Genomic DNA, 26,345 nt, shown 5'->3' on the forward strand with positions numbered 1-26,345 from the left:
TATCCATACATTGTAAGACTCGAAAGGCTACGATGGACGTGGATCGCGTGGAGGTTTCCTGGATGCCGGCGCTCGGCCAAGCGCGAGGACCGCTGTATCTCGCAATTGCCGACGAGATCGCCGCGGACATCGCGGCGGGTCGACTGAAGGGGGGAGTGCGCCTGCCACCGCAGCGCGCGCTGGCGGCCGCGCTCGGCATCGACTTCACAACCGTCAGCCGGGCCTACAACGAAGCGCGCCGGCGCGGTTTGGTCGAGGGTCGGGTGGGGCAGGGTACCTACGTCACGGCTCGGCGCCGGAGCGCCGCACGTCCCTCATCGGGCGGCCTGGCGGGCGGCCTGCTGGGCGGTCTCGTCGACATGAGCATGAACCTGCCGCCGCTCTTCGACGACCCAGCCCTGTCGGAGAGAATGTGGATGGATGTTGCGCCTCTCGACCAACGTGATCCCGAACTGCTGATGCGCTACCAGCCCGTCGGCGGCACGGAGCGGGACAGGGCTGCCGGTGCAGCCTGGCTCAAGCCGCGGCTCGGCGACCTTCGAGCCGATCGCTTGGTCGTCTGTACAGGAGCGCAAGGGGCTCTGCTTGCGAGCGTCGGGGTGCTGGCGACGAAGGGCGACAGGATCTGCGCCGAGGCGCTCACCTATCCGGGCCTCCGCTCACTGGCGGCGCATATGGGTATCGAGCTCGTGAGCGTCCGGATCGACCGAAACGGGATATTGCCCGACGCGTTCGAGGAGGCGTGCGCCCGGCACAAGCCGAAGGCGCTTTACTGCAATCCGACCCTTCACAATCCCACGACCGCGACGCTTCCGCTCGAGCGCCGCGAGGCGATCGTCGCGATTGCACGCCGTCACGGCGTGGCCGTGATCGAGGACGACGCCTATGGCGCATTGCCCGCGAACCCCGTTCCGCCACTGGCCGCGCTCGCGCCGGACCTCGTCTTTCATATAGCAGGGCTTGCCAAGTGCCTCTCGCCGGCGCTCCGCATCGCCTATCTCGTCGCGCCCGATCGATCGGCGGCCGTCCGCCTCGAAGGGGCGATCCGAGCGACAGTCGGCATGACGTCTCCGCTTTCGGCGGCCATCGCCACGCGCTGGCTGGAGGAAGGAACGGCGCAAGCGGTTCTGGGAGCGATCCGGACGGAAGCCGGCGCGCGCCAGCAGATCGCGATCAAGAGCCTCGAGGACGCCGATCTTCTCGCCGATCGCGAGGGATTTCATCTCTGGCTGAAGCTGCCCTCCCGCTGGAACCGCGGCGAGTTCACGGCGCAGCTGCGAACGGCCGGGATCGGCGTCGTCGCCAGCGATGCCTTCGCGATCTCCGACCCACCGGAAGCCGTCCGGCTCGGTCTGGGGTCTGCGCGGACACGCGATGAACTGCGGCACAGCCTGGAGGTCATCGCCGGTCTCCTCGCTCAGTCGCCGGCGGCCCGAAACCTCATCGTTTAAGGGTGATACTCCCGCGCGAAGGTGCTGCGTGGAATTGCCGCGCCCCGGTATGCATACAATTTATTGTTCTTGTATGCTTTGTATGTCATCTTTTGGGGAGCCGACGAAGCGGCTAGTGCCTGGTCGGCGGGAACGTCTCCCAAGCTTGCGGGTTTGCGGGGGCATGCAGAAGACTGAAAGGAAGAACGATGTCGGATCATGAGTGGCCGCCTCTGTCGCCGCTGCATACGGGATTACGAGGTCGCTGCCCCCGTTGCGGCCAGGGGCATTTGTTCGACGGCTTCCTGAAGCTCAGGCAAGGATGCGAAGTCTGCGGCCTGGACTATTCCTTCGCCGATCCCGCGGACGGTCCTGCTTTCTTCGTGATCTGCTTTGCCTGCGTGCCGAGCGTGTTTCTCGGCGTGTGGCTGGAGGTACAATACAGCGCACCCCTTTGGGTCCATCTCCTGGTCACCGGGCCGTTCATGTTCCTGACCTGTATTCCGCCGTTGAGGCCGTTAAAGGGCTGGTTGGTGGCGAGCCAATATTTCTACAAGGCCGAGGAGGGCAGGGTAGCTCGCCGGGCCGCAGCGTCCGCGCCGCAGAGTTCGAGCGAGACCGCCTTGCGCTGAACACCGACCTCCACCCTCGAATTGGACCGGAATTCCGAAGGGAAAGCTGCGCATTCTTCTGCTCCCGCTTTTAAAAAGGCCCGGTCGTTTGCCGGGCCTGCCGCTTCCTCATGATCAGTGGACGAGTGCCGACTTATTCGCCTCCAGAAAGGAGGCGAGGTCGATGGGGGGCCTTCCGGTAAGCCCGGCGGTGTCGTCGGTCACGATGTCGAAATGTCCTTTGCGGGTATTGGCGTCGAAGGAGACGAGGATCGGGACGAAGAAGTCCGGGAGACCCGCATTCTTGAGACCGCCCGACAATGCCTCGTCAGAGACGTGGACGACCTCGAGCGTCTTGCCGGTGGCCTTGGCAACAAGGGCGGCGATCTCGCCGGTTGTAAGGGCTTGCGGTCCGGTCAGGGTGTAAGTGCGGCTTTCCGTAGAGCTTGACTGTAGAGCGGAAGCGGCGGCCGCGGCAAGGTCACGGCGGCCGATGTGGGAAATGCGGCCATCGCCGGCGGAGGAGAACCATTGTCCTGCCGCGAGTGCGTGCGGGAGCGACAGGAGGAGGTTTTCCATGTACCAGGCGTTACGCAGGATCGTGTAGGGAATTCCCGTCGCCTTGATGGCTTCTTCGGTGCCGAGATGATCGGACGCGAAAGGGATCACCGAGGTTTCCGGCTGCGGCATCGACGTATAGAGGATGTGCTTCACCGCCGCCTTCCTGGCCGCTTCGACGGCGGCAAGGTGCTGCTTCAGACGCTTGCCCGGTTCGTTGAGAACATCCGTCGAAATGATGAGTATGCGGTCGGCGCCGGCGAAGGCCCGCTCGAGCGAGGCCGGATCGTCGAAGTCGGCGGCACGGGTCTCGACGCCCTTCGCTGCGTAGTCCGCCAGTTTGGCGATGTCCCGGCTGGTGGCGGTAATATCGGCCGGCTTCGTCTTGCCGGAGGCCAGGAGCGCATCGAGCACGAGTTTGCCGAACTGTCCGGCGGCGCCGGTTACGAGCAGTCTTCCAGACATGATTTTCCTTTCGTTTCCACTCCAGCGCGTCGTTCAGCATGTCCTGTCCACATGATCTCATCCCGAAAGCTGGTCTCTTTTTGAGAGTTGCTCTTATCCCTTGATCTGCTAAGAGCTGTAAAGGAGGCAGTTTTTTCTGCCGTGGTTACGGAAAGGGTACCGCCATGACCAAGGCATCGGGCACGTTGAAGGGCAAGCGGGTGGCAGTCGTCTGCGGCATGCCTATGGACATCGACAATTGTCCGGTGCGGGACGTGATGGACAATATCGGCGGTAAGTGGAACTCGCTGATGATTCTGTCGCTCGCCGACGGTCCTTTGCGCTTCTCGCAGCTCAGGCGGCTCATCCCGGACATTTCACAGCGGATGCTGACCCAGACGCTACGGGATCTGCAGCGTGATGGTTATCTGCGCCGTACCGTTTACCCGACGCAGCCCCCGAGCGTGGAATACAGCCTTACGGATCTCGGGCGCTCGTTTCTTGTCGTGCTAAGGGTCTTCGTCGACTGGTCGCTGGAGAACCACCAGGCTATCCGGCAGGCGCGGGCAGAGTACGACGACACGCCATAGGCGGATTGTCGCCACAGGCCTATGGCAACGCCACGCTCATAGCGATCGGTATCGCTCTCGGTGCTGCGGCGGGCCTGCTAAATCAGCGCCTTTAGGCAGAGCAGCTTACTGCCGGTCGCCAAGCGAGAATTCGACCGCCGCCTCCGCATGGATGGCAGTGGAATCGAAGCCTGGGAGCGGCAATTCGGCCGGATCGAGAAGCAGGCAGATTTCGGTGCAGCCGAGAATGACGGCGTCCGCACCCTCCGCCTTTGCTTTCTCGACGAGCCCGATCACTGCCGAGCGCGAAACGTTCAGCACCTGGCCTGCGCAGAGCTCGTCGAAGATCACGTTGTGGGTGAGTGTCCGGCCATCGGCATCGGGTACCATCAGGTCGATATCATGTGTCTTCATGCGCTCCGCATAGAAGCCGTGTTCCATCGTGTAGCGTGTGGCGAGCAACAGGGGCTTGCGGCTGCCGGCGGCCTTCAGGCGCAGTGCCGTTTCGTCGATGATGTTGATCAAGGGGACATCGACCGAGGCACGCACCGCGTCGGCAATGATGTGCATGGTATTGCTGCAGATCAGGATGCAGTCCGCGCCGCCGGCGACGAGCCCGCGGGCGACACCGGAGAGAAGCAGGGCGGCGTCGTCCCAATGGCCGGCTCTCTGCAGGTCCACGATCTGCTGGAAGTCGACGGAATGCAGAAGCACTTCCGCCGAATGTAATTTGCCACGTCGTTTGCGTACGGCCTCGTTGACCAAGCGGTAATAGACTGCCGAGCTTTCGAAGCTCATGCCGCCGATGAGGCCGATTTTCCGCATTTCCATCGTCGTTCCTGCTGCTGCCCTTTGGCCGTCGGGAACGCTTCGCCACGTTCCCCGTTCCATTGCTAGATTATCGTGCGGGCCCGGTTGCATGTGTTTGCTTTGATCGGCGCTTGGCCAGATTTTAGCAAGCCGTTTGCGCCCGAATCCGAATGCCGCGAAAAATTTCGGCGCACTCTATGGCAAGAGCAAGGAGTCGGAGCGTGCTTGACGAGAGAGACCGGAAGCTGCTCATGCTTCTGCAGCAGGATGCGAGCGTCGCCATGGGCGACCTTGCCGAGAGGGTGAGTCTTTCGCTTTCCGCCTGCTCGCGGCGCATTCAGCGGCTGGAGGAGGCCGGCTATGTCACCCGGCGCATCGTCGTCCTCGACCGGGAAAGGATGGGCGTGCCGACCACGGTTTTTGCGCTGATCAAGACGGCGCATCATTCCGACGACTGGATCGAAAAGTTCCGCAGGGCGATCAGCGACATTCCGGAGATCGTCGAGGCGCACCGGCTGACCGGCAATTACGATTACATCGTCAAGGTGGTTCTGCCGCGGGTCGAACATTACGACGTCGTCTACAAGCAGATCGTGCGGAAGGTGGAGCTTTTCGACGTTTCCGCATCGATTTCGATGGAAGTCCTGAAAAGTGGTACCGCAGTGCCCGTCGGCTATGCGGAGTAGGCCGGCGAAACGTCCGCGAAGACCATTCGCGGATGCAATGCAGCCATGCCGGGCGACGGCTTGCGCTCCCGCGTGTGGAGTTCAACAGTGTTGCCAGCTCGATGTGAGCGGATGAGGAACAGGACGGAAGACCATGCAGGAAAGACATCATGTCGTCGTGGTCGGCGGAGGTTTCGGCGGGCTGCAACTCGTCAACGACCTCAAGGGTGCGCCGGTCAGGGTCACGCTGATCGACCGGCGCAATCATCACCTTTTCCAGCCGCTGCTTTACCAGGTGGCGACCACGGTGCTCGCAACCTCGGAGATCGCATGGCCGATCCGCCGGCTCTACCGCGACCGACAGGAGGTGACGACGCTGCTCGGCGAGGTAGCGGGCGTCGATACGACTGCGAAGGAAGTGACGCTCGTGCATGGGCAATCGATCCCCTACGACACGTTGGTGTTGGCGACCGGCGCAACGCACGCCTATTTCGGCCATGACGAATGGGCGGCGGTCGCGCCTGGGCTCAAGACCCTGGAGGATGCGACGACCATTCGCCGCCGCGTGCTCATCGCCTTCGAGCAGGCGGAGGTGGAGGAGGACCCCGCCAGGCGCGATGCACTGCTGACCTTCACGATCATCGGCGCAGGACCGACCGGGGTCGAGCTTGCGGGCATCATTGCCGAAATGGCCCATAGAACACTGCCCGGCGAGTTCCGCCGGATCGATACGCGTCTGGCGCGCGTGGTGCTCGTCGAAGCCGGCCCGCGCATTCTTCCCGCCTTCAGCGAAGAGCTTTCCGCCTATGCTTCCCGCGAACTGGAGAAGCTTGGCGTCGAGGTGCTGACGGGCACGCCGGTGACCGACTGCACCGAGGAGGGGGTCACGATAGGCGAGAGCTTCGTCGCGAGCCGGACGCTCGTCTGGGCGGCGGGGGTCCAGGCCTCGCCCGCCGCCAAATGGATCGGCGCCGACGCGGACCGCGCCGGCCGCGTTAAGGTCGGGCCCGATCTGACCGCGCCGGGCCATCCGGACATCTTCGTCATCGGCGATACGGCATCCGTCATCCAGGAAGACGGCAAGCCGGTGCCCGGCATCGCGCCCGCGGCCAAGCAGCAGGGGGCCTACGTCGCCCAGGTGATCCGTGGCCGCTTCACGGGCTCTCCGGCGCCGGGGTCGTTCCGCTACCGGCACCAGGGAAGCCTGGCCACCATCGGCAGGCGCGCGGCGATCATCGATTTCGGCCGGATCAAGCTCAAGGGGTCGCTTGCCTGGTGGATCTGGGGCATTGCCCACATCTATTTCCTGATCGGTACCCGCAGCCGCTTTGCCGTGGCCTGGAGCTGGCTATGGACATATCTGAGCGGTCAGCACAGCGCCCGCCTGATAACGCAGAAGGATACGCTTCGGGAGGAGAGGTGACCGCGGGGCGGATCTTCCACCTATTGCCAAGGCCGGACGAAAATCGGACAGTCCCGTGAAACGACAGTTTCATGGGAGTGCCAATGGCCGCCAAAGAACGTTCCTTCCTCGCTCGCGTCCGCGAAATTCTACCCGAGTTGCACCCGGCCGAGCGGCGGCTTGGCGATTTCCTCTGTGATTTTCCGGGGGAGATAGCGAGCTATTCCGCGCAGGAGCTGGCGGCTTTGGCCCATGTATCGAAAGCGACCGTGTCGCGCTTCGTTCAGCGCCTCGGCTACGAAAACTACGAGGAAGCGCGGCGGCACGCGCGCGCGGACAAGCAGACCGGGTCGCGCCTTTTCCTGGCGACCGCCACCGATGCCGACGGCCGGCAATCGGTCGCAGCGCATGTCGCCCAGGGCGTCGCCAATCTGGAGGCCACCTTCCTTGCGATCGGCGAGGCTGAGATCGATGCGGCTGCCACAGCCATCCTGGAGGCCCGCAAGGTGTGGGTCATCGGCTTTCGCGCCAGCCATTCCTTTGCGACCTATCTGCAATGGCAGCTCACCCAGGTGATCGAAAACATCGCTGCCATTCCCGGAGGCGGGCAGACGCTCGGCGAGCATCTGGTCAGCATCGCGCCCGACGACGTCGTCGTTCTCTTCGGTCTGCGGCGCCGCGTCGCTCTGATGGAGCAACTCATGGCGCAGGTGGAAAGAACCAAGGCGAAGTTGCTCTACATCACCGATGAAGGCGTGCCTCTCCTGAGCGGTGCGGCTTGGCACTTCCGTTGCCAGACCCTGGCGCCGGGGCCGCTTTTCAACCATGTGTCGGTGATGGCGCTCTGCCATCTCCTGACCACACGCTGCATCGAGACCGCAGGCGTTGCCGGCCGGAACCGGCTGCGCGGTATCGAGGCACTGAACGACACGCTGGAAGAGCTGTGAGCCCGCGCAGTACGGATCGCAACGGCTTGGCGCACGAAGCTCGCCATCGATAGGCCCCGGCCGGAACGCCATGTTCGTGGAGGCCAAGCCTGCCGGAAGGGCAGGAATTCCTCTCCGTCGCCCCCTGTGGATTCGGGCTATGAAACTGCAGTTTCGTGGTGTATGATCGAGAAACTAAGTTTTCACGCTCGTTCAACCACAAGGGGAACAACAATGGCAGCGGAAAATATGGTGCCGACCGGCGGGAGTTCGCCGGTCATTCGACAACTGGAATCGGCTTTCACCAAAATCGGCGTTACCGGCGCGCACAAGCAGATTCTCGCCCTCGTCCTGATCGGTTGCCTGTTCGACAGCTTCGAACAGAACACGATCGGCGTCGCCGGTCCCATTCTCAAGGAGCACTGGGGCCTTACCGGCACGGACATCGGGTTTCTCAACACGATCACCTTCGGCAGCGCCGCGGTCGGGCGACTGCTGTCGGGCATTCTCGGCGACCGCTACGGCCGGCGGGTGATGCTGACCGTCAATCTCCTGCTCTTCACCATCGGCTCGGCGGCCTGCGCGATGGCGCCGAACTTCACCATGCTTTGTTTTGCCCGCGCGATCGTCGGCTTCGGCGTCGGCGGCGAAATCTCGACGGCGGTGACGATGCTCTCGGAATTCTGCTCGCCGAAGTTTCGCGGCACGGCGGCGGGTCTCGTGAATGTCGGCGCCGGCGGGTTCGGCAACTTCCTGGCGCCGGCATTCGGCCTGCTGATATTTACGCTTTTCCCGGGAGAGAACAGCTGGCGCTGGCTATTTGCGTCACTGGCGCTGCCGGCGCTTCTGGTCGTCTTCTATCGCCGCTTTGTACCGGAGACGCCGCGGTTCCTTGCCTCGAAGAACAGGATCGGCGAGGCGAACAAGGTACTGTCCATCCTGGCCTCAGGCTCGTTGAAACCGCGCAATCTCGTGGTGCAGGAATACCTGACGACAGATCATATGACGGACGAGGCCACCGAGAAGAGCGACTGGCGGGAACTCTTCCGAGCACCCTTCATCGGGCGGACCATACCGGTAGCGATCGCCATTCTCATGAGCTATGGCGCGCAATTGTCGGTCTTGACGCTGATGCCCGTCATCTTCGTGTCGATGGGCTATACGCTCTCCGGCAGCCTGCTCTACAGCATGATCATCCAGAGCGGCAGCGTCCTCGGTGCGATCGCCGCTTCGATGTTCGGCTACTATCTGCCGCGCAAGAAGGTGCTGACCGTGGGTGCGGCGCTCGCCTGCCTTGCGGCGGTGTCGATCGTCGCTCTCGGCACCAATATCTATCTCGTTCTCCTGTTCGGAGCCATCTTCCAGTTCTTCGTCCTGCTGCTCAACACGTCGATCTGGATCTATGCGCCGGAACTGTTCCCGACGAGAATTCGCGCCTTCGGGGTGGCCCTCATTCTGGCAACGGGATCGGCGGCCGGCTCGTTCGTGCCGACGATTTCCGGCATGCTGTTCGACAGCTACGGAATGATCGGCGTCTTCGGGCTTGCTGCGGGAATGTATGCGGTCTTCGCATTCTGCATCCAGCTTGGCCCGGAAACCTACGGCCGATCGATGGAGGATCTCTCGCTGCCGGCGGAGGCCGATCAGCCGAAGGCGGCGCAGCAGGGGCCAGTCGTCGCGGAGCTCAGAACGTGAACTTCCATCTTCTGCTGATCAACCCGAACAGCTCGCAGGCGACGAGCGAGATGATGGCCTCCATCGCGCACAAGGCTGCGAATGGACGCCTGGCCGTGGCAAGCGCCACGGCCAGGCGCAGTCCCCGGATGATCCTGAAGCCGGACGAACTGGCAGCCGCCGCCGACGAGGTGGTGGAAATCGGCACCAGACACGAGCCGGGCTGCCTCGGGATCATCGTCAGCGCCTTTGGCGATCCCGGCCTTGCCCTGCTCCGGGAGCGTGTCGGCATTCCCGTCGTGGGCATCTGCGAAGCTTCGATGCTGGAGGCTTCGCAGGATGGACGACGGTTCGGCGTTGCAACCACGACGCCCGACCTCGCGGATGCGATCGCAGAGCGGGCACGGCATCTGGGGCTTTCCCATCTCTACTCCGGCATCCGCTGCACGCCAGGCGATCCGCTCGCCGTATCCAGAGACGAGGAGCGCCTGCGGACCTCGCTCTGGCACGCAGTTCGCGCCTCCGTCGACCTTGATGGGGCGGAGGCAGTCATCATCGGCGGCGGCCCGCTCGGACAGGCGGCGGAGCAGCTGCAGCCGCTATTCGATGTGCCCGTCATCGGTCCTATCCCGTCCGCCGTAACGCGGGTTCTCGGGCTGTTGCAGGTCGATGCCTGAGGGCAAGTTCCGGGCGGAACTTGGAAACCGTCACGTTTCATGATCTTAATTCGGTCCAGCCGGATCGTTCCACCGTCTCATTGAGCCATCGAAGCGATCCTGCTCCTCCCGGCAGTCTACCAATCACCGTGATCAGGGAAGCGGACATTCGATGTCTTCCGCCGAAACGCCCGAAATCAGTACAGCTCTCGTCGAACAGTTGATTTCCGAGCAGTTTCCGCAATGGGCGGACCTGCCGATAAGACCGGTCAAGTTCGGTGGGTGGGACAACAGGACCTTCCACCTGGGCGACGTTATGAACGTGCGGTTGCCGAGCGCCGCCCATTACGCGCTTCAAGTGGAAAAGGAGCAACATTGGCTGCCTCGTCTTGCGCCGTACCTGCCGTTGCGTATTCCTGCGCCTTTGGCCATCGGGCGGCCGGGCAGGGGCTATCCGTGGCATTGGTCCGTCTATCGATGGCTACCGGGCGAGACCGCGACCCATGCGCCCATCACCGACCTCGGCAGTTTTGCGACGACCCTCGGTGAATTCCTGGCTGCGCTGCAACGGATCGACGCGCGGAGCGGTCCGCCGCCCGGGCAACACAATTTCTTCCGAGGCGGTCCTTTGGCCGTCTACGACCACGAAACGCGCCGGGCACTCGAAGCGCTCGAGGGCAGGATCGACGTTGCCACCGCACGTGTGGTGTGGGAGGTGGCGCTTGGCTCCGCGTGGAACAATGCTCCCGTCTGGTTCCATGGCGATGTCGCCTCCGGCAACCTCCTGGTCGAAAACGGCCAGTTGAGCGCCGTGATCGATTTCGGCACGTCAGGCGTCGGCGATCCGGCGTGCGACCTGTCGATCTCCTGGACGATGTTCGATGAAACAAGCCGCGCCGCATTCCGGGACGCCCTTCCGCTCGACGAAGAGACCTGGGCGCGTGGCCGTGGATGGACCTTGTGGAAGGCGCTGATCGTTGCCGTCGAGATGCCGGGCACCGATCGACGGGAAATCGAAAAATCGCGGCGGGTCATCGATGCGGTTCTGTCAGATCACCGCCGCTATGGGTAGCGAACTTCATTCCCGTGTCCTGTGGCCGCCACGGTTCAACCGGAAACGCGCGCGGTGGACTGGCCGCACCACGACTGTGGGTGCCCGGTTCGCTTTCTGGCGAGCCCTTCCGATATGAGGATGTCTCCGAGGGATCTGCCGTTCCTGACGACGAGCCGCCGCTTGCCGGGCTCGTCGCCCGGGGTGGCTTCGGATGCAACGAGGGCGAAGTTTCCGGAATTCAACAACTCTCGCAATCGTGCCTTGGCATAAGAGCCGCGCGACCGTTCCTCGTCGCATTTCGCGAGCTTCGTTTCCGGCGCATCTATGTCGGCGATGAGAATTCTCTGGCCCTGGTACAGGAAGGTATCGCCGTCGAGAACGCAGTTATCATGGCGGATGCCGCAGAAATAGAAGGTGCCGCTCTCGGCCGGGCGCAGGTTAGCCTGTTCGAGAGACTGCCTAACCGGTAGTTCCACGGGTGCAGGCGGGATCAATGCGGTCTTCGGCGCTATCGACCCGGTCTGATCCTTCGGACGGAAAGGGATCGGAATGGTCGCCAGTTCCACCTTTTTTGGCGGTTTCTTCTCGGCCGGCATCTTCGCCTGCGCTTTTTTCTCGGACGGTTTCTCGGCGTGCGAAAGCAGCGCGGTCAGCTTCGATGCCCCGGGGAGATGTCCTAATTCCCCCCGGTGCTCGTAGGCCACAATCCCGCCGACGATGACTGCTGCCGCCAGATACCAGCGGCCCATACCGCTCCGGCTGCTCTTGCGGGCCGTGCTGCGCTTTCGTCTTTTGGAATTTGCCTTGGTCATGGGATTCGGTCCTCGATTGCGGCGGCATTATCGGGACCAGGGGTTAGTGAAAGGTTGTCGTCGCTGCACGGGCCAAATCATTTCAGTTTTACACACTCTTCCTGATCCCGCTCTGACGACACCGCTGCCAAAGGGAAGGGCGGCACCTGCGGGAGCCGCCCTTCAAGGGTTACCGTCGACGTTGCTGGACAAGCGCCCCGGCTTGTCACTTTCCCAGTCCGGCCGTAAGCCGTCGACGGTCGCGATCGCTGTTCTCGCTGATGCCAGGGACTTCCGTCACCGCGGCCATGGCCGCGGCTGCTTACTTATCGCCCTTGGCTTTCCCGCCTTTGTCCTTTCCGCCCTTGTCCTTCCCGCCTTTGCCTTGGCCGTCCTGATCGCCCTTATTGTTGTCCTGGTTACCCTTGCCGCCGTCCTGGTTACCCTTGCCGCCGTCCTGGTTACCCTTGTCGTTGTCCTGGTGGCCCTTGCCGCCGTCCTGGTTGCCCTTGTCGTTGTCCTGGTGGCCCTTGCCGCCGTCCTGGTTACCCTTGCCGTTGTCCTGATGGCCCTTGCCGCCGTCCTGGCCGCCCTTCCCGTTGTCCTGGCCGCCCTTACCGCCGTCCTGATCACCTTTGCCATTGTCCTGGTCACCCTTGCCGGGATCCTGACCACCACCACCGCCGTTGTCGCCGCCACCGCCACCGCCACCGCCGCCGCCGCCGCCGCCGCCGCCACCGCCGCCGCCACCGCCGCCGCCGCCACCAGCGCCGCCGCCCTTGTTGCCACCGCTCTTGCCGCCGCCTCTCGTCGGACCGCTTGCAGTGGAGTCACTGCGATCGTGGCGTCCGGTGCCCGCACCAATGGTCGCCGTCGTCAGGGGCGGACACATCTTAATCTGCGCGGGGGTGAGAATCTTCGACCGGTTTATTGCAACGCAACATGCCGCGAAGTTGTCTTCCGAAAGCGGACTGCACTGACGCGCAGTCATGCGCTGGCGCTGTACTGCATCCGCATCCGTCGTAACGATTACGGCTCCTATCGTGGCCGTGGATAGTATGAAAAATGTCCGAAATATCGATCTATTAATTCTTTTCATTTCTATACTCCTAATAACATTAACTTTAAAAATACTTTTTAGAATTGAATTAAAATTACCTGTGGTCAACTTACGAATTGTTAGTAGATGGCCATATCACTGCCTCATTTCGGGTTATCAACCATGGCTTAATCTATCTTAGCTAGTCTCTACGGCGGACCGGGAGACTTATGTCCGTCGTTGGAGAACGCCTCGTGAAACGCTTCATTGCGCAGACAGTCTTTTTGTTGCTGATCGCGGCCCCTGGGGCTGCCGATGCCGGTACAACCATGAGGACCGCCGGCAAGGCCTTCGCGCCGCCGGCCTTCGCATCCTTCTGCGCCCGCGAGCCGCGGCTCTGCAACACTGGCGGCGGCAAGAAGGCCGTCGTTCTCGCGCCGGAAAAGATCAGCGAGCTCAAACAGATCAACAGCACCGTCAATGCAAGCATCCGCGAACGCAGCGACCGCGCAAATGTCGGCAAGGACGACGATTGGCGTGTGCCGACCGCCTACGGAGACTGCGAGGACTTCGCAATTCTGAAGAAGCGGGAGCTTCTGAAGCGGGGTTGGCCGGCCTCGGCTCTGCTACTCACGGTTGCGCGTTATCGCGGAGAGGGCCACACGGTTCTCACCGTCCGCACGAGCGAAGGTGACCTTGTGCTCGACAACAGGACCAACTCGGTCAGAGATTGGTCACGCACTCCTTATAATTACTTCGCCCGACAATCCCAGTCGAACGGCAAGCGCTGGGAATTGATCGCAGGCGCCCAAAATATCTGATTTCGACTGAATGGGCGCTTTTCCAGGGCGGGAAAACCGCTACTGCGTGGAATTGATCTAATCCGCGCCGAGGGCCACCGCCGGCTGGAGGCGCGATGCATTTCTCGCCGGCAGATAGCCGAAGAGCAGGCCGGTGAGAAACGCACAGGCGAAGGCAAGCGCGACGGGGCCGGGCGTGAAGCTGACGGGCATGCCGAAGGCTTTAGCGGCGTAACCGGTCGATAGACCGGCCACGACGCCGATCGCACCGCCGATCGCGGAAACGACCAGTGCCTCGACGATGAACTGCACGAGTATGTCCCGCTCGCGCGCTCCGGTCGCCATTCTCACGCCGATCTCGCGTGTGCGTTCGCTGACGCTGACGAGCATGATGTTCATCACGCCGATGCCGCCGACGAGCAGCGAAATCGCTGCGACCGATCCCAGGAAGAACTTCATGGTGTTCGAAGTCTCGGTGAATGCCTCGCGCACGGAAGACATGTTGGTGATCTGAGTATCGTCCTTCCTGTGGCGCTCGTTGAGCAGTGCCTGAATTCTCTCCTGGGTCAGGTCTATTGCCGCGGCATCCTGCACCTTGACGGTGATCGTGCGGATGTTGCGCTGACCGAAGAGGCGCATGCTGCCGGTCGTGAGCGGCACGAGGACCACGTCGTCCTGATCGTTGCCGCCGGCGCTGGCGCCCATCCCGCTCATCACCCCGATCACCTGGAAGGGGATCTTGTTCACGAGCACGTATTGACCGATCGGGTCGGAGCCCTCCGGGAAGAGCGTCTTGACGACGGTCTCGCCGAGCACCGCGACCGGTGCGTATGTCTCCATGTCGTTCCGGTTGATGAATTCGCCGCGGCCGATCTTCCAGGACTTCGCTTCCGTAAACTGCGGCACCGTTCCGTTTGCGGTCGTCTGATAGTCGATGTTGCCGCGCCGAAGCGTCACGGTGCTCGTCATTTCGGGGACGGCGAATGCGACATTCGCAAGCTCCGTGATCGCGTCCGCATCTGCCGGCACGAGGGTAACATTCGTCCCGCCGGCGCTGCCGCGGAAATTCGCCATGCTGGGGCGGACGACGAGAAGATCCGACCCCATCGACGAGATCCGGTCGAGTACCGTATTCTGCGCGCCGGTGCCGATGGCGAGCATGGCGACAACCGAACCGACGCCGATGACGATGCCGAGCAGCGTCAGGATCGTACGAAAGAGGTTTGCCCGCAGCGCCCGCAGTGCCATCTTCACCGCTTCCGACACGTCCGCGATCGCCGCGAAGCCCTCACGCGTGCTTTGGGCGAGACCGACGGCTGCATCGGGATTGCTGCGTCCCTTCTTGGAGCGGTCGGCAACGATCCGCCCATCGCTGATCTCGATCAGCCGGTCGGCCTGTGCGGCGACCTCGCGCGAATGGGTGATGACGATGACGGTGTGGCCGTTTTCGTTCATATCGCGAAGGAGGCGCATCACCTCTTCGCCGCTCTGGCTGTCGAGCGCGCCGGTCGGCTCGTCGGCAAGGATGACGCGGCCTCTATTCATCAGGGCGCGGGCGATCGAGACGCGCTGCTGCTGGCCACCGGAAAGCTGGTTCGGACGATGATCGAGCCGTTCGCCGAGCTTGAGCGACTGCAGGAGCGCCTCGGCACGATCGTGCCGGTCGCGGGCGGAAACGCCGGCATAGACGGCGGGTACCTCGACATTCTCCCGGGCGCTTGCGGTCGGGATCAGATTGTAGGACTGGAAGATAAAGCCGAAGGTGCGGCGGCGCAGCGCCGCGAGCGCGTCGCCGTCGAAGCCGGAGACGCTATCGCCTTCGATGAAGTAGTCGCCCGAGGTCGGCTGGTCGAGGCAGCCGAGAATGTTCATCAGCGTCGACTTGCCGGAACCGGACTGGCCGATGATCGCGACGAACTCGCCGGCCTCGATATCGAGGGATATATGGTGCAAGACCTCGACGGCGATGTCGCCGTTGAAATAGGTCTTGCTGACATCCCGGAGTGAAATGAGCGGGGCCATCGGCGTGCTCAGAACATCGGCGGCATGCGCATGCCGCGCCGGCTGGTATTGGGACCGCGGCTGCCGTTCGTGGCGGAGGCAGCGTCGACGACCACTTTCTCACCTTCCTCCAGCCCGCGGACGATTTCGGCGCTCACCCGGTTGCGGACACCGACCTCGACGGTGCGCGTCTGGCTCGCACCGGACGGCGCAACGACGGTCACTTCCGCTCTTGCGGGCCCGTCGGAGGCCGCCGCCTCCATGGTGCGGACTGCCGTGCTCGGGACAACCAGCACATTCTTTGCCGCCGCCTGGACGAAGAAGACCTGCGCGCTCATCGACATCATCAACTCGCCCGTGGGATTGGGGACATCGAAGAGGGCATAGTAGAGGACGACGTTGTTCTCGGTATCGGGCATCGGCTCGATCTGACGCAACTTGCCGGTGAAGCGCTTTCCGGGCTGTCCGAGAAGGGTGAAATACGCATCCATGCCGAGCTTCAGCTTGCCGACATCGGCTTCGGAGACCTGCGCCTTGACCGTCATCGTGGAAAGATCGGCGATCGTGACGATCGTCGGCGTCGTCTGGTTGGCGTTGAGGGTCTGTCCCTCCTTGGCGGGGTCGTCGACGATGGTGCCGGCCATCGGAGCATAGATCTTGGTATAGCCGAGATCGACCCGGTCCCCGGCAAGAGTGGCCTTCTGCTTGCGGATCTGCGCCTCGACCGCCTGCACATCGGCGCCAGCGGCCGCATGATCGGCGACAGCCTGGTCGAGCGTCGACTGCGAAACGCTTTTCGTGGCGACGAGATTGCGTTGACGCTCGATGTTGGCCTGCTTCAATACGAGCTGGGCCTTCTTCGAGACGAGCTGCGCTTCAAGATTGGCCAGTTCCGCCTCGTCGATCTCGATCCTGTTCTCGATCGAGGCGGGGTCGATCTCGGCGATGAGCTGGTTCTGTTCGACCTTGTCGCCGATCGCGACATGCAGCGACTTCAACTGGCCGGAGACCTGTGCGCCGGCATCGACCGATTTGACCGCCTCCAGCGTGCCGACGGCAGTCACGCTCTCTTCGATGTCGCCGCGCGTGACCGCCTGAGTGATCATGGTGGTGGCCGGCTGCGCGCCCTGGCGGCTCCAGGCATAGTAGCCCGTGCCGACGATAGCGAGCACCAGGAGCGCAAAGATCCAGCGGCGGCGCGAACGGCGCTTTATGCGTGGCGGCATCACCGGAGCCGGGATGACGGTGACGTTCGACGGTGTCGAACGCGACGCTTCGTCCGTCGTCTCGGCTGTCTTGCTCATTGTTTTTCTCTATCCCAGGCATCTTCATTCAACATAAAGATCAACCCGATCAGCGAAAAGCTTTGAGATCATTATATTTTCGTAATGTAGGGAGGCGCGCACCGGTAAAGCGGGCGCGGGGGCGACGCAGGCACGGAAATCGGAGTCCCGCCAGTGGGTTGCTCCCATTTTTGTCCGGGGCTGCCTTGAAACGAACCGGATATCCAAAACCGCTTGACGTCCCCGGATCGGGCAATTAGAAACCTCACGAACCGTACCGTACGGTACTGATAGGGCGAAGCGAGTGCAAAGCGTCGGAGCGATAAGAGAGGCAGGTGCCGCAAACGGCCTGACCGAGCGCCAGGGAGCGGTGCTCGAACAGGCTTTGCGCCTGCTTGTCGACGGGGGCGAAAAGGCGCTGACGACGGCGGGAGTGGCGCGCGCGGCGAACTGCTCCAAGGAGAGCCTCTACAAGTGGTTCGGCGATCGTGAAGGGCTCCTTTCGGCCATGATCGCCTTTCAGGCGAGCAAGGTTCGCACGCTCGACGTCTCCGCCGCAAAGCTGGACGGGGGCAGCTTGAGGGTGCATCTCGTCGCTTTCGCCAAGGACCTTCTCGACGTGCTGGCAGGCGACGTGTCGCTGGCGCTCAACCGGCTTGCGATCGGACAGGCGAGCCGGGAAGGCTCGAAGCTCGGCCACATGCTGCAGGAACGCGGCCGCCGGCAGATCGGACGCAGGGCGGGAGCGCTGCTCGAAGCGGGCCGCAAGGCCGGTCTCCTGGCTTTCGACAACGCTGACGAAGCCTATGGCGCTCTTTACGGCCTGGTCGTCTCCGACTGGCATTTGCGCATGCTTCTCGGCGAGGAGCCGGGTAGCCTGAAGAAGGATTTCAGCCGCAGGGCGGAGCGGGCGGTCGACGCCTTTCTCACGCTCTACGGCGCGAAAAGGTAGGGCGGCCGTATCTGCGGCTGCCAAAGCGAAACGGACAAGCAAAGGGAAGGAAAAATCGATGCGCGTCTATTACGATCGTGATGCCGATCTCAACCTCATCAAGTCGAAGAAGGTCGCCATCATCGGCTACGGCAGCCAGGGCCGCGCCCATGCGCTGAACCTCAAGGATTCCGGCGCGCAGAACGTCGCCATTGCGCTTAAGTCGGGTTCGGCCACGGCAAAGAAGGCCGAAGCGGACGGCTTCAAGGTCATGACCGTTGCCGAAGCTGCCGCCTGGGCCGACCTGATGATGATGGCGACGCCGGACGAGCTGCAGGCCGACATCTACAAGGCCGAGATCGCCGGAAACATCCGCGACGGCGCGGCAATCGCCTTTGCGCACGGCCTGAACGTCCACTTCGGCCTCATCGAGCCGAAGGCCTCGGTCGACGTCGTAATGATCGCGCCGAAGGGCCCGGGTCATACGGTCCGCGGCGAATACCAGAAGGGCGGCGGCGTCCCCTGCCTGGTCGCCGTTCATCAGGACGCTTCCGGTAATGCCCTCGATCTCGCTCTCTCCTACGCCTGCGGCGTCGGCGGCGGCCGCTCGGGCATCATCGAGACCAACTTCAAGGAAGAGTGCGAAACCGATCTCTTCGGCGAACAGGTCGTTCTCTGCGGCGGCCTGGTCGAACTCATCCGCGCCGGTTTCGAGACGCTGGTCGAGGCCGGTTATGCGCCGGAGATGGCCTATTTCGAGTGCCTGCACGAAGTGAAGCTGATCGTCGACCTGATCTATGAAGGCGGCATCGCCAACATGAACTACTCGATCTCGAACACGGCCGAGTGGGGCGAATACGTCACCGGACCGCGCATCATCACCGAAGAGACCAAGGCCGAGATGAAGCGGGTCCTCAAGGACATCCAGACCGGTAAATTCACCTCGGAATGGATGCAGGAATACCGCTCCGGTGCCGCCCGCTTCAAGGGCATCCGTCGCGTCAACGACTCTCACCAGATCGAGGAAGTCGGCGCGAAGCTGCGCGCGATGATGCCTTGGATCGGCAAGAACAAGCTGGTCGACAAGGCGAAAAACTAAGATCCGCCTGCAATGAACAAAAGGGAAGCCGGAGCCCAAGCTCCGGCTTCTTCATATGCAGCGTCTTACATCGGATCCTTACCCTTCATGGCATTCGCCATATGGGACTTGCACTTTTCCTGATCGTTCGCCGCCAGTGCCTCCTTGGCCATGGCGAGTTCCTTCTGCGCCATCTCCTTCCGACCCGTGTCGGTGATCTGGCCCACGTCAGTCTCGAGCTTGGTCATGCCTGCCTGGTCGCAAACCATATCGGCCTGGGCAAAGGCTGGGGACACGCAAGCGGCGGATATCGCGGCTGCAACCAACATTTTTCTCAACATCTGTAACCTCCAGTTTCGTCGCTTCATGCGATACACGGCTCCAAACCGCCGAGGGACCGATCAGTTCCTTGCAGCAAGCTAAGGTGCTCCCCGTACGCAAAGCCGTTACACACTTTCCTGGAGTGCTCTAAGCCCGCAGTGACGCGCGGCAGATGCGTCCGGCATTGAGAATCGCGACGGCGTCGCTATCCTGCGAGGCGCGGGCCTTCGGCCAGCCTCCGAGCGAGGGCGAAATCCGATGTCATCAACACGCCGTAAGCTGACCACCATTTTCTGCGCCGACGTGCAGGATTATTCGCGCCTGATGGGGAAAGACGAGGAGGGAACGCTTGCGGCCCTCAAGCGCAGCCGGGATGCCATGGCGCGCCTGATCGAGGCGCATGAAGGACGGGTGGTCAATACGTGGGGCGACGGGGTGATCGCGGAGTTTCCGAGCGTGGTGGAGGCGGTGAGAGCGGCGATAGACGTTCAGAACGAGTTGGCCGGACTGAATGCCGAGCGGCAAGGCGAGGCGCGGATGGATTATCGCATCGGCCTCAATCTCGGCGATGTGATCGCTGACGGCGACGACCTTTACGGCGACGGCGTCAATATCGCGGCCCGCCTGCAAGCCTCGGCGCCGGCCGGCGGCATCGTGATTTCGAGCACCGTCTATGATCAGGTTCGCAACAAGCTGGCCGTCGGCTTCGAATTCCTTGGCGCGCTGACGGTCAAGAACATCGACGGGGGCGTTCCGAGTTATGTGGTCCAGATCGGAACGGCCGAGGGCGCGGTGTCGCAAAAAGGGGGCCGCGACTGGGGGAGGCCGGGTGCACTTCCGGACCGCGAGACCCCGGCCGCCGAGACCGGGGTAGGGCGAGCGACGATCGTAAGACGCGCAGCGCCCGGCCGTCGCCTTTTCGGCGTTCTCGCCGTAGCCGCATCGGCGGTCGTTGCCATAAATCTGCTGTCGTGGGAGGGAACGTTCTGGGCCAGATGGCCCCTGTTTGCGCTGGCCTTGATCGCGATGCTCGATTGCCTGTGGACGTCCACGCGGCTCGACCGCGGACTGGCCCTGCTCGGGGCAGCCGGATTTGCGGTCCTTGCGGTCAATCTCCTTTCCTGGGAGGGGAGATTCTGGGCGGTATGGCCTCTGCTTGGAATTGCGGTGGCGGCGGGACTTCGGTGGGTCACGCGCCGTCCCGGGCGGTGAGCACCGGCTCGCATAGGTTAAGCGGCGGAATGCAGGCGGTGTAACCGGAAGTTGACGGGACTCGGCAAGCCGTGCATTGTGCCCGCAAAGGAAGATAAAGCTCAGCAGGCATTCGCATCGGAACGACGTTCAGATAGATCTTTTCGGGGGGGCACTGTGAGGAGAGGCCGGGAGTTCCTTTGCGCGGCGGCGCTGGCGTTGGTCGTGGCTGCGCCGGCAGCGGCGGCGGATCTGGTGATCGCGATGCCGCCCTGGCCATCCGGACAGGCAGCCGCGAACATTCTCAAGCTCGGCATCGCCAAGAAGTTCAGCCTCGAGGCGGAGGTGCGCGAACTCGGGACGCTGACCGCCTTCATCGGCCTCGAAAAGGGCGAGGTCGATATCCAGCCGGAGGTTTGGCGGCCGAATTTCGACGAACTCGTCCGCAAATTCGTGACCGAAAAAGGCGTCGTGATGCTCAGCGAGCGTGCGGTGCCGGCATGGCAGGGGCTTTGCGCCACGCCGGAAGCGGCTGCGACGATCAAGTCGGTCGCGGATCTCGGCGATCCGGCCAAGACCAAGATACTGGATACCGACGGCGACGGGCGCGGCGAAATGTGGATCGGCGCCGCCGAATGGCTTTCGACGGGCATCGAACGGGCGCGGGCGGCGGGCTACGGCTATGCGGCGAACCTGACGCTCGTCGAGGCCAAGGAGGAAGTGGCGATGGCGGCGGTCGACGCGGCGATCGCGACCGCGCGCCCCATGGTCTTCTACTGCTATGCTCCGCACCATGTTTTCAAGCTGCACCAGATCTCCCGGCTCGAGGAGCCGCCTCACGACCCGGCGAAATGGAAGATCGCGCCGCCGAACGACCCGCTATGGGTCAGCAAATCGAGCGCCGCCACGGCGTGGGACGCCGGACAATTTCAGATCGGCTATGCGACGGCCTTCGCAAAGAAGCATCCGGAAGTCGCGCAGTTCCTTCAGAAGGTAGACTTCTCGCCGGATGAAGTGACGGCGATGAGCTATGCGCTCGAAGTCGAGCGGCAGGCGCCTGCGGACTACGCCAGGAAATGGGTTGAAAGCCACGCGGAACGGATCGACGGATGGGCGAAATGACGATGATCCAGACGCTTTCGAAAAGACAGGCAGGTCGGCGCAAATTGGGCAAGGCGCTGCTTCTCCTCGGTCTTTGCCTCGTTCCGCTTGCAGCGCTTGCCCAAACGCAGATCTACGATTCCAAGACGAAGAAATGGGTGAACTACGACAAGAGGAAAGCCCGACAGTACTTTGCGCGAAACAATCAGGTTCCCGAGGCCTTTCGCCGGCAGATGGTGCCGTTCCGCACGGCAGAAGTTCCGGGCACGATCATCATCGATGGCAACCAGCATTTCCTCTATCTCGTGCAGCCCGGCGGTCAGGCGATCCGCTACGGCATCGGTGTAGGCCGCGAAGGTTTCGGCTGGGCGGGCATCGTTCGGGTAGGGCGCACGGCCGAATGGCCGACCTGGACGCCGCCGGCCGAGATGGTCGTGCGCGATCCGAACGCGGCAAAATGGGCAGGCGGCATGCCGGGCGGGCCCGACAATCCGCTAGGCGCTCGCGCGCTCTACCTTTACGAAGGTGATAACGATACGATCTACCGCATCCATGGTACGGTGGAGCCCTGGACGATCGGGCTGGACGTTTCCTCCGGGTGCATAAGAATGAACAATGAAGACATTATCGACCTGCATTCGCGCGTCAGCGTGGGCGCGAAGGTCATCGTGCTGATGCAGGGGGCTGCTCTCTATAAGGGCGTGTAACCGGCCGAAACGCGGCCGCATGGGCGAGAGCGCGAAGATACGGGCTATATGCCAAGACCGGAGGATGTGGATTTGTCGACGAGTAAATTGGGAAGCCGTCCAATTCAAGCGTCCGTGATGGCTGCGGTCTTTCTTCTTGCCGCATGCCAATCGACCCCGGAACCTCAGGAAATGGCCCGCACGAGCCTTCAGACAGCCCCCGCCGACCTGCAGCTTTTGTGCGCCAATGCCGTGGTCGCCCAGGCCGGCGGCGCCAAGGTCCTGCCGATGAGTTCTCGACAACTCGATGCGACGAGCTACAGCGTCGACCTCGATGCCGCCGGTCGCAAGTTTACCTGCATCGTGGACAGCAGCGGCAGCGTGAGGTCGGTCCAGCCGGCATAGGTATTCAAGAGGGCGGATTCAAACAAACGCCTCTTCCGGTTCGCTTTTGCGGCGCAGTATAAATGTTGCGCCGCATAAAAATTAAAGAATAGAGTTCTCCTTCGGAAGTCATCCGGAGAATTTTCTTCCAAAAATTCAGAAATTGTGTTCTGATACCCTTGTGGGTAGGAGGAGCACTATGTCCACGATCATACAGCACTTCGCTCTTTTCGATTTGTTTATCTTGGCTGGGATCTCTTTTCTTCTGATCTGCAGCTATTTCGACGAGGGTGAGGCCTGAGTATCAGGAGGCGTTCGCCGCCTCCTGCCGACCGGACTTATCCGGTCCGACCCTTGGCGTCTCGAGCCGAAGCGGCTAGCCGATCGTTGCCTGACGGTGTCGACGGCCACGGCGTCACGATCCCGTATGCTCGATCCCGTATGCCGCCCTTTCCAACGCCTCCCATTTCCAACGAGCGTATCGGAATGTCTGTAACTGCACGATTGCCGTAACGGCGCAGGCGACAGCTGAGGCAAAATAGGTCAGGAATATTGACTTAAATATTGGGCTGTGTTCATGTCCCTCGGGTGCAACCGGGAGGACCTCCATGCTGGATTGGGAAAGCACTTTCGCCACGCGCTCGAGCCGGATGAAGGCTTCGGAAATCCGCGAATTGCTGAAGCTCCTTGATCGTCCCGACATCATTTCGTTTGCGGGCGGAATTCCCGATCCTGAGCTTTTCCCGAATGATGCGTTCAGGGAGGCTTACGCCGAGATTTTCGATGGGCCGTCGGTCGGTGCCGCGCTGCAATATTCGGTGAGCGAGGGCTATCGGCCGCTTCGCGAGTGGCTCGCCGGGCAGATGGCGGCACTTGGCATTCCGGCGAGCGTCGACAACATCTTCATCACCTCCGGGTCGCAGCAGGGGCTCGACTATCTCGGCAAGCTGTTTCTGTCGCCGAAAGACACGGCGCTCGTCACCTGGCCGACCTATCTTGGTGCGCTGCAGGCCTTCAACGCCTATGAACCCAATTACGATCAGCTGAACCCCACCGGCAACCGGACGCCGGCAGCCTATGCCCAGGCTGCAGCGGAAGCGGGCGGGCGCGTCAAGTTCGCCTATCTCTCGGCCGACTTCGCCAACCCCACCGGCGAGACGGTGGGCCGCGCCGGGCGCGAGCGCGTCCTTGCACTTGCCGAGGAGCTCGACATCGCCATCATCGAGGATGCGGCCTACCAGTCGCTGCGTTATGACGGCGAGGCGGTCCCGCCGATCCTTGCGCTCGAGATCGCCCGCAAAAGCGACATAAACAGCACCCGCACGATCTATTGCGGCAGCTTCTCGAAGACGCTGGCGCCTGGCCTTCGCGTCGGCTGGATCTGCGCCGCCGAACCGGTGATCCGCAAGCTGGTGCTGATGAAGCAGGCAGCCGACCTTCACTCCTCCACCATCAACCAGATGGCGATCGCGACCGTCGCCGGGCGGGGCTTCGAGGCGCAGGTGGCGAAAATCCACAAGGCCTACAGGCAGCGGCGTGACGCGATGCTGTCGGCGCTCGAAAAATACATGCCCGCCGGCGTCACCTGGACGAAGCCCGAAGGCGGCATGTTCATCTGGGTAACGCTGCCGAAGGGGAGCGACGGCGCTGAGCTGCTGGCCAAGTCGATCCAGACGGCCAAGGTGGCGTTCGTCCCCGGGCGCGCCTTTTTCGCCGACGGGGCCGGCGAAAACACCCTGCGGCTCAGCTTCTCCTGCGCCAACGACAGGATGATCGACGAGGGCATCCGCCGGCTGGCCGATCTCATTCGCGGCGAGGTCGCGCAGGCGGCCTGAGTGGAAGTCGCGGCAGGCTGACGATTTTCGCTCATCCGCCTGCCGGCACCTTCTCCCCGCAAATCGGGGAGAAGGGACAAGCGGCATGCACTCAGTTCAAATGAACGGTTGCGGAGAGATATCGAGCGGCTACCGCGAGTCTCCTTCGCCCCGCTAGCGGGGAGAAGGTGCCGGAAGGCGGATGAGGGGCGGCCGCGGGTGCATAAAGAGCTGTCGTCGCTCAAATATGCGGCCCGAGCAGCGACAGATCGGCTTTGCCGAGGCGGTCCTTGGCGGTCCAGAGCTGATGCCAATAGGGATAGATGACCGGCGGCAGGCTGACCGCGTCGAGGAGTTCGCGCTCCTCGTCGGTGAGCTTCAGGCCGGCGGCGGCGAGATTGTCGCGGAACTGCTCCTCGGTGCGCCCGCCGATGATCACCGAGGTGACGGCATCTCGGCCGATAAGCCAGGCGAGCGCCACCTGCGCCGGGGACACGTTGCGCTCGGCGGCGATCGCCACCAGCATGTCGACGATCTTCCACAGCCGTTCCTCGTCGCGGATCGGCGGCTCGTTCCAGCCGGCGAGCTGGCGGGTGCCTTCCGGCGACTGTCCGCGCCTGTGCTTGCCTGACAGAAGGCCGCCTGCCAGCGGGCTCCAGACGAGGATGCCGAGACCCTGATCGATGGAGATCGGGACCAGTTCGTACTCGGCCTCGCGTGCTTCGAGCGTGTAATGAATCTGTTGGCTGACGAAGCGCTGGCGGTGTTCGAGCGCACTGATGCCGAGTGCCTTCATGATGTGCCAGCCGGAATAGTTGGAGCAGCCGATATAGCGCACCTTGCCCTGGCGCACGAGCGTATCGAGCGCTTCCATGGTTTCCTCGAGTGGCGTCTGACCGTCCCATTCATGAACCTGGTAAAGGTCGATCACGTCGGTCTTCAGACGCTTCAGGCTCGCCTCGCAGGCGTGGACCAGGTGATGGCGCGACAGGCCTCCGTCATTGGGACCGGGGCCCATCGAGAAGCGCGCCTTGGTGGCGATGAGCACGCCGTCCTTGCGCTTTCCGCCGAGAACTTCGCCGATGATCTCCTCGCAGGCGCCGGTCGAATAGATGTCCGCCGTATCGATCAGATTGACGCCCGCATCCAGGCAGAGGTCGACATAGCGGCGGGCATCCGCGACACCGACATCGCCGACCTGGGCGAACTTTCCACCGCCGCCGATCGTCATCGTACCCATGGTGATGGTCGAGATCTTGAGCCCGGAGCGGCCGAGCCGACGATATTCCATTGTCTCGCTCCTTGTGTTGTTGGTCGCCTATAGGATGTTAGAGGAATCTTGCGGGTATCGCGTCCTTATAGGGAAACAGCGGGAAGTAAGGCCGCGCCTCGGCCAAGGTGCGCTGGAAGGAGGGGCGCTCCAGCAGGCGCTCGAAATAGGCGCCGAGGTTCGGGTGCGTGCCGTCGAACGGGGCCACGATCCCGGCGTAGAAGAGGGCGGGCGCGGCGGCGCAATCGGCGATCGAGAAGCTTTCCCCGACCGCAAAGCGCCGGTCCCCGAAGTGGCGTTCGGCAAGGTCATACGCGTTCGCCAGCGCCGCTTGCGCATCGGCGACGCCGCGCCGATCGTTCTCGCCGGAGGCGCGCAGCGTATCGGTCACGATCTTCTGCATCGGGACCTGGACGTAGAGGTCGAAGAAGCGGTCCCAGAGCCGCGCCTCGAGCGCCAGGGCGTCGTCGTGCGGTATCAGCGGCTGCTCACCGGGGTAATGCTGGTCGAGATATTCGATGATCACTGAGGTTTCCGGCACCGTCCTGTCGCGTGCAGCGTCGTGCAGCACGGGGATCTTGCCGACGGGCCAGACCTCCAGATAGCGAGCATGCTCCGCCGGGTCTCCGAGATCCACGACCTGCGGCGTGAACGGCGTGCCGGCTTCGTAAAGCGCGATCAGCACCTTGTGACAGAAGGAAGCAAGCGGATGAAGGTAGAGGGTGAGCGTCATGCGACATGTCCTTGGGCCGGCCCCAGTGACTATAGCGCGGATTCGGGAGGGGAAAAGCAGGCTTCTCTGCGGCGCTCGTTATAGTGGAAATTACTCACAACTCTAACCTGAGATTGCCATGAA

The 26,345-nt window shown here is 62.8% G+C and carries 25 protein-coding genes and 1 pseudogene; 17 read left to right on the forward strand and 9 right to left on the reverse strand.

What is annotated here, in order from left to right; translation table 11 throughout:
* Window positions 1–32 precede the first annotated feature (32 nt).
* Together CN933_RS02580 and CN933_RS02585 are read left to right on the forward strand one after the other, a co-directional pair.
* Complete coding sequence (locus tag CN933_RS02580) at window positions 33–1,451, forward strand: aminotransferase-like domain-containing protein (RefSeq protein ID WP_102761215.1); 1,419 nt, start codon at window positions 33–35, stop codon at window positions 1,449–1,451.
* A 188-nt stretch (window positions 1,452–1,639) separates the two neighbouring features.
* The gene (locus tag CN933_RS02585) at window positions 1,640–2,062 is read left to right on the forward strand and encodes a DUF983 domain-containing protein (protein WP_018095368.1); all 423 of its coding nucleotides are present in this window, start codon (window positions 1,640–1,642) and stop codon (window positions 2,060–2,062) included.
* Window positions 2,063–2,176: 114 nt separating this feature from the next.
* Here CN933_RS02585 and CN933_RS02590 read toward each other — a convergent pair whose 3' ends face one another.
* The gene (locus CN933_RS02590) at window positions 2,177–3,064 is read right to left on the reverse strand and encodes an SDR family oxidoreductase (RefSeq protein WP_018095367.1); all 888 of its coding nucleotides are present in this window, start codon (window positions 3,062–3,064) and stop codon (window positions 2,177–2,179) included.
* Between the two features lie 164 nt (window positions 3,065–3,228).
* On the opposite strand from CN933_RS02590, the gene CN933_RS02595 reads away from it, so the two are divergent.
* Window positions 3,229–3,633 carry a winged helix-turn-helix transcriptional regulator gene (locus tag CN933_RS02595; protein WP_018095366.1) on the forward strand — a complete coding sequence of 135 codons (405 nt, stop codon included), beginning with the start codon at window positions 3,229–3,231 and terminating at the stop codon, window positions 3,631–3,633.
* 105 nt (window positions 3,634–3,738) lie between these two features.
* Here CN933_RS02595 and CN933_RS02600 read toward each other — a convergent pair whose 3' ends face one another.
* On the reverse strand, window positions 3,739–4,443 hold the full coding sequence (locus CN933_RS02600) for an aspartate/glutamate racemase family protein (protein ID WP_018095365.1): 705 nt from the start codon (window positions 4,441–4,443) through the stop codon (window positions 3,739–3,741).
* A 200-nt stretch (window positions 4,444–4,643) separates the two neighbouring features.
* Here CN933_RS02600 and CN933_RS02605 point away from each other — a divergent pair, with 200 nt between their 5' ends.
* The 6 genes from CN933_RS02605 to CN933_RS02630 all read left to right on the forward strand — a co-directional run bounded on the left by CN933_RS02605 (window position 4,644) and on the right by CN933_RS02630 (window position 10,817).
* Window positions 4,644–5,108, forward strand: a complete 465-nt coding sequence (locus tag CN933_RS02605; protein ID WP_003533799.1) for an Lrp/AsnC family transcriptional regulator — start codon at window positions 4,644–4,646, stop codon at window positions 5,106–5,108.
* A gap of 133 nt (window positions 5,109–5,241) precedes the next feature.
* Complete coding sequence (locus tag CN933_RS02610; RefSeq protein WP_018095364.1) at window positions 5,242–6,510, forward strand: NAD(P)/FAD-dependent oxidoreductase; 1,269 nt, start codon at window positions 5,242–5,244, stop codon at window positions 6,508–6,510.
* 83 nt (window positions 6,511–6,593) lie between these two features.
* Complete coding sequence (locus tag CN933_RS02615) at window positions 6,594–7,436, forward strand: MurR/RpiR family transcriptional regulator (RefSeq protein ID WP_018095363.1); 843 nt, start codon at window positions 6,594–6,596, stop codon at window positions 7,434–7,436.
* Between the two features lie 213 nt (window positions 7,437–7,649).
* The gene (locus tag CN933_RS02620) at window positions 7,650–9,110 is read left to right on the forward strand and encodes an MFS transporter (protein WP_018095362.1); all 1,461 of its coding nucleotides are present in this window, start codon (window positions 7,650–7,652) and stop codon (window positions 9,108–9,110) included.
* Window positions 9,107–9,766, forward strand: a complete 660-nt coding sequence (locus CN933_RS02625) for an aspartate/glutamate racemase family protein (RefSeq protein ID WP_018095361.1) — start codon at window positions 9,107–9,109, stop codon at window positions 9,764–9,766. The genes CN933_RS02620 and CN933_RS02625 overlap by 4 nt, the downstream gene beginning before the upstream one ends.
* 151 nt (window positions 9,767–9,917) lie before the next feature.
* A complete protein-coding gene (locus CN933_RS02630) occupies window positions 9,918–10,817 on the forward strand; it encodes an aminoglycoside phosphotransferase family protein (RefSeq protein WP_018095360.1) in 900 nt (299 codons plus the stop codon).
* Window positions 10,818–10,852: 35 nt separating this feature from the next.
* On the opposite strand, the gene CN933_RS02635 is transcribed toward CN933_RS02630, so the two are convergent.
* Window positions 10,853–11,611, reverse strand: coding sequence for a thermonuclease family protein (locus CN933_RS02635; protein WP_018095359.1), 759 nt, complete (start codon window positions 11,609–11,611; stop codon window positions 10,853–10,855).
* 301 nt (window positions 11,612–11,912) lie between these two features.
* Window positions 11,913–12,689 (reverse strand): hypothetical protein, encoded by a 777-nt coding sequence (locus tag CN933_RS02640; RefSeq protein ID WP_026168643.1) that lies wholly within the window; start codon window positions 12,687–12,689, stop codon window positions 11,913–11,915.
* A gap of 170 nt (window positions 12,690–12,859) precedes the next feature.
* Between CN933_RS02640 and CN933_RS02645 the strand changes: the two genes are divergently transcribed.
* Window positions 12,860–13,450 (forward strand): transglutaminase-like cysteine peptidase, encoded by a 591-nt coding sequence (locus tag CN933_RS02645; protein ID WP_018095357.1) that lies wholly within the window; start codon window positions 12,860–12,862, stop codon window positions 13,448–13,450.
* A 57-nt stretch (window positions 13,451–13,507) separates the two neighbouring features.
* Here the strand turns inward: CN933_RS02645 and CN933_RS02650 are convergent, their stop codons facing one another.
* Both CN933_RS02650 and macA read right to left on the reverse strand, forming a co-directional pair.
* Window positions 13,508–15,451 (reverse strand): MacB family efflux pump subunit, encoded by a 1,944-nt coding sequence (locus CN933_RS02650; RefSeq protein WP_102761216.1) that lies wholly within the window; start codon window positions 15,449–15,451, stop codon window positions 13,508–13,510.
* An 8-nt stretch (window positions 15,452–15,459) separates the two neighbouring features.
* A complete protein-coding gene (macA, locus tag CN933_RS02655; protein ID WP_102761217.1) occupies window positions 15,460–16,734 on the reverse strand; it encodes a macrolide transporter subunit MacA in 1,275 nt (424 codons plus the stop codon).
* A gap of 283 nt (window positions 16,735–17,017) precedes the next feature.
* On the opposite strand from macA, the gene CN933_RS02660 reads away from it, so the two are divergent.
* On the forward strand, window positions 17,018–17,665 hold the full coding sequence (locus CN933_RS02660; RefSeq protein WP_018095354.1) for a TetR/AcrR family transcriptional regulator C-terminal domain-containing protein: 648 nt from the start codon (window positions 17,018–17,020) through the stop codon (window positions 17,663–17,665).
* A 31-nt stretch (window positions 17,666–17,696) separates the two neighbouring features.
* Window positions 17,697–18,743: pseudogene (gene ilvC, locus CN933_RS02665) on the forward strand (ketol-acid reductoisomerase); the annotation flags it as partial.
* Between the two features lie 65 nt (window positions 18,744–18,808).
* On the opposite strand, the gene CN933_RS02670 reads toward ilvC, so the two are convergent.
* A complete protein-coding gene (locus tag CN933_RS02670; protein WP_018095352.1) occupies window positions 18,809–19,063 on the reverse strand; it encodes a hypothetical protein in 255 nt (84 codons plus the stop codon).
* Between the two features lie 238 nt (window positions 19,064–19,301).
* Here CN933_RS02670 and CN933_RS02675 point away from each other — a divergent pair, with 238 nt between their 5' ends.
* The 5 genes from CN933_RS02675 to CN933_RS02700 all read left to right on the forward strand — a co-directional run bounded on the left by CN933_RS02675 (window position 19,302) and on the right by CN933_RS02700 (window position 24,240).
* A complete protein-coding gene (locus tag CN933_RS02675) occupies window positions 19,302–20,255 on the forward strand; it encodes an adenylate/guanylate cyclase domain-containing protein (protein WP_018095351.1) in 954 nt (317 codons plus the stop codon).
* 156 nt (window positions 20,256–20,411) lie between these two features.
* Window positions 20,412–21,356, forward strand: coding sequence for an ABC transporter substrate-binding protein (locus CN933_RS02680; protein ID WP_018095350.1), 945 nt, complete (start codon window positions 20,412–20,414; stop codon window positions 21,354–21,356).
* A complete protein-coding gene (locus tag CN933_RS02685; protein WP_018095349.1) occupies window positions 21,344–22,042 on the forward strand; it encodes a L,D-transpeptidase in 699 nt (232 codons plus the stop codon). The genes CN933_RS02680 and CN933_RS02685 overlap by 13 nt, the downstream gene beginning before the upstream one ends.
* 48 nt (window positions 22,043–22,090) lie before the next feature.
* On the forward strand, window positions 22,091–22,426 hold the full coding sequence (locus CN933_RS31770) for a hypothetical protein (protein ID WP_086017462.1): 336 nt from the start codon (window positions 22,091–22,093) through the stop codon (window positions 22,424–22,426).
* A gap of 587 nt (window positions 22,427–23,013) precedes the next feature.
* Window positions 23,014–24,240 (forward strand): aminotransferase-like domain-containing protein, encoded by a 1,227-nt coding sequence (locus tag CN933_RS02700; RefSeq protein WP_102761219.1) that lies wholly within the window; start codon window positions 23,014–23,016, stop codon window positions 24,238–24,240.
* 220 nt (window positions 24,241–24,460) lie between these two features.
* Here the strand turns inward: CN933_RS02700 and CN933_RS02710 are convergent, their stop codons facing one another.
* Both CN933_RS02710 and CN933_RS02715 read right to left on the reverse strand, forming a co-directional pair.
* Window positions 24,461–25,510 carry an aldo/keto reductase gene (locus CN933_RS02710; protein ID WP_018095345.1) on the reverse strand — a complete coding sequence of 350 codons (1,050 nt, stop codon included), beginning with the start codon at window positions 25,508–25,510 and terminating at the stop codon, window positions 24,461–24,463.
* 37 nt (window positions 25,511–25,547) lie between these two features.
* A complete protein-coding gene (locus CN933_RS02715) occupies window positions 25,548–26,222 on the reverse strand; it encodes a glutathione S-transferase family protein (protein WP_018095344.1) in 675 nt (224 codons plus the stop codon).
* Between the last annotated feature and the right edge of the window lie 123 nt (window positions 26,223–26,345).

Source organism: Sinorhizobium sp. M4_45 (genome assembly GCF_002885915.1).
Classification (GTDB): domain Bacteria; phylum Pseudomonadota; class Alphaproteobacteria; order Rhizobiales; family Rhizobiaceae; genus Sinorhizobium; species Sinorhizobium meliloti_A.

Bases quoted from the DNA above. Each gene is read 5' to 3' on its own strand.
- CN933_RS02600 (WP_018095365.1), bottom strand. From the start codon at position 4,443: ATGGAAATGCGGAAAATCGGCCTCATCGGCGGCATGAGCTTCGAAAGC.
- CN933_RS02700 (WP_102761219.1), top strand. From the start codon at position 23,014: ATGCTGGATTGGGAAAGCACTTTCGCCACGCGCTCGAGCCGGATGAAG.
- CN933_RS02585 (WP_018095368.1), top strand. From the start codon at position 1,640: ATGTCGGATCATGAGTGGCCGCCTCTGTCGCCGCTGCATACGGGATTA.
- CN933_RS02615 (WP_018095363.1), top strand. From the start codon at position 6,594: ATGGCCGCCAAAGAACGTTCCTTCCTCGCTCGCGTCCGCGAAATTCTA.
- CN933_RS02715 (WP_018095344.1), bottom strand. From the start codon at position 26,222: ATGACGCTCACCCTCTACCTTCATCCGCTTGCTTCCTTCTGTCACAAG.
- CN933_RS02580 (WP_102761215.1), top strand. From the start codon at position 33: ATGGACGTGGATCGCGTGGAGGTTTCCTGGATGCCGGCGCTCGGCCAA.
- CN933_RS02630 (WP_018095360.1), top strand. From the start codon at position 9,918: ATGTCTTCCGCCGAAACGCCCGAAATCAGTACAGCTCTCGTCGAACAG.
- CN933_RS02595 (WP_018095366.1), top strand. From the start codon at position 3,229: ATGACCAAGGCATCGGGCACGTTGAAGGGCAAGCGGGTGGCAGTCGTC.
- CN933_RS02685 (WP_018095349.1), top strand. From the start codon at position 21,344: ATGGGCGAAATGACGATGATCCAGACGCTTTCGAAAAGACAGGCAGGT.
- CN933_RS02650 (WP_102761216.1), bottom strand. From the start codon at position 15,451: ATGGCCCCGCTCATTTCACTCCGGGATGTCAGCAAGACCTATTTCAAC.
- CN933_RS02620 (WP_018095362.1), top strand. From the start codon at position 7,650: ATGGCAGCGGAAAATATGGTGCCGACCGGCGGGAGTTCGCCGGTCATT.
- CN933_RS02670 (WP_018095352.1), bottom strand. From the start codon at position 19,063: ATGTTGAGAAAAATGTTGGTTGCAGCCGCGATATCCGCCGCTTGCGTG.
- CN933_RS02635 (WP_018095359.1), bottom strand. From the start codon at position 11,611: ATGACCAAGGCAAATTCCAAAAGACGAAAGCGCAGCACGGCCCGCAAG.
- macA (WP_102761217.1), bottom strand. From the start codon at position 16,734: ATGAGCAAGACAGCCGAGACGACGGACGAAGCGTCGCGTTCGACACCG.
- CN933_RS02610 (WP_018095364.1), top strand. From the start codon at position 5,242: ATGCAGGAAAGACATCATGTCGTCGTGGTCGGCGGAGGTTTCGGCGGG.
- CN933_RS31770 (WP_086017462.1), top strand. From the start codon at position 22,091: ATGCCAAGACCGGAGGATGTGGATTTGTCGACGAGTAAATTGGGAAGC.
- CN933_RS02645 (WP_018095357.1), top strand. From the start codon at position 12,860: ATGTCCGTCGTTGGAGAACGCCTCGTGAAACGCTTCATTGCGCAGACA.
- CN933_RS02640 (WP_026168643.1), bottom strand. From the start codon at position 12,689: ATGAAAAGAATTAATAGATCGATATTTCGGACATTTTTCATACTATCC.
- CN933_RS02710 (WP_018095345.1), bottom strand. From the start codon at position 25,510: ATGGAATATCGTCGGCTCGGCCGCTCCGGGCTCAAGATCTCGACCATC.
- CN933_RS02590 (WP_018095367.1), bottom strand. From the start codon at position 3,064: ATGTCTGGAAGACTGCTCGTAACCGGCGCCGCCGGACAGTTCGGCAAA.
- CN933_RS02675 (WP_018095351.1), top strand. From the start codon at position 19,302: ATGTCATCAACACGCCGTAAGCTGACCACCATTTTCTGCGCCGACGTG.